The organism is Psychrobacter sp. T6-1 (assembly GCF_052258445.1).
Window position 1 is genome coordinate 1 of the sequence record NZ_JBQQFC010000512.1, and the last position, 1,165, is coordinate 1,165.

The 1,165-nt window shown below is 42.7% G+C and carries 1 protein-coding gene; it reads left to right on the forward strand.

Features of this window, described 5'->3' with window-relative positions; translation table 11 throughout:
- Positions 1 to 205: 205 nt before the first annotated feature.
- Positions 206 to 1,165: glycosyltransferase (locus tag ACTXGO_RS14200; protein ID WP_443574969.1), on the forward strand; the 960-nt coding region annotated here is incomplete at its 3' end.

Genomic DNA, 1,165 nt, shown 5'->3' on the forward strand with positions numbered 1-1,165 from the left:
TCTGATGACTATAACAGTGCGACTAATATCAAGCATATGATGCTCTCAACTATAGTGGGTATGCCATATCCTATGAACTTGTATAGTGTAAAAGCGCTGCGTCACGCGTTACGTCGCACCCAGAGACTCAGAGTACTACAAAAGTAAATCTTATAAAGCTTATAGAGGTTGGGTTCGATATTTAGTGATAAAAGGGATGATGAGTATGCAAAGAGTGCTACATATCGTAAGTAAGATGGATCGTGCTGGTGCTGAGACGATGCTGATGAATTTATATCGGCATATAGATCGTAGTCAGTTTCAGTTTGATTTTACAAACTTTACCCCTGACGCCGGCGATTATGATGATGAGATCCTAGCAATGGGCGGCAGGATTATTCCGATAATAGCGAGCAATCCAGCTTTGCGTATGCGGGTACTGATGCGGTTTTTACGTCAGCACCCTGAGTACCATATCGTACACTCTCACATGCTATTAAGTAATGCTTTTCATTTATTGGCGGCAAAAGGTGCTGGCGTGCCGCATCTTATCTCTCACTCTCATAATACCAGTAGTAGCAAATCTACGTTGGCAGGCAAAATATACGAGCGCTGGTCGCTGATGACCAATCGAAAGGTAGCTACTTATAAAATTGCTTGCGGCGAGCTTGCGGCCAAATACTTATTTGGTACGACAAAAGAGGTCTGGTTACTACCCAACGCGGTAGATATAAATAAGATGATGGCTATCGCTGATGGCATGCGAAATTATATAAGCGAGACGTTTTATGATAAAGGTCTGAAACTTATTCAAGTAGGCCGCTTAAGCGATGTCAAAAACCATGAGTTCTCATTAAAAATCGCTGAGCTACTAAAAGATCGCAATATAGACTTTACCTTATACATCGTGGGACAAGGGGACTTGGAGGATGAGCTAAGACATCAAGTACAACGAAGCGCTCTAACCGAGCAAGTTATATTTTTGGGGGTACGTACCGATATCACTGAACTTATGGCAAGTGCCGACTACATGCTCATGCCATCCTTTCATGAAGGCTTTCCAGTTGTGCTGGTTGAGAGTCAGACGGTAGGGCTAAAAGCTTTAGTATCCACTCAAGTATCGTCTGAGGTAGATTTAGGACTAGGTTTGGTTGAATTTTTACCCATTGATGATCCAAGGACTTGG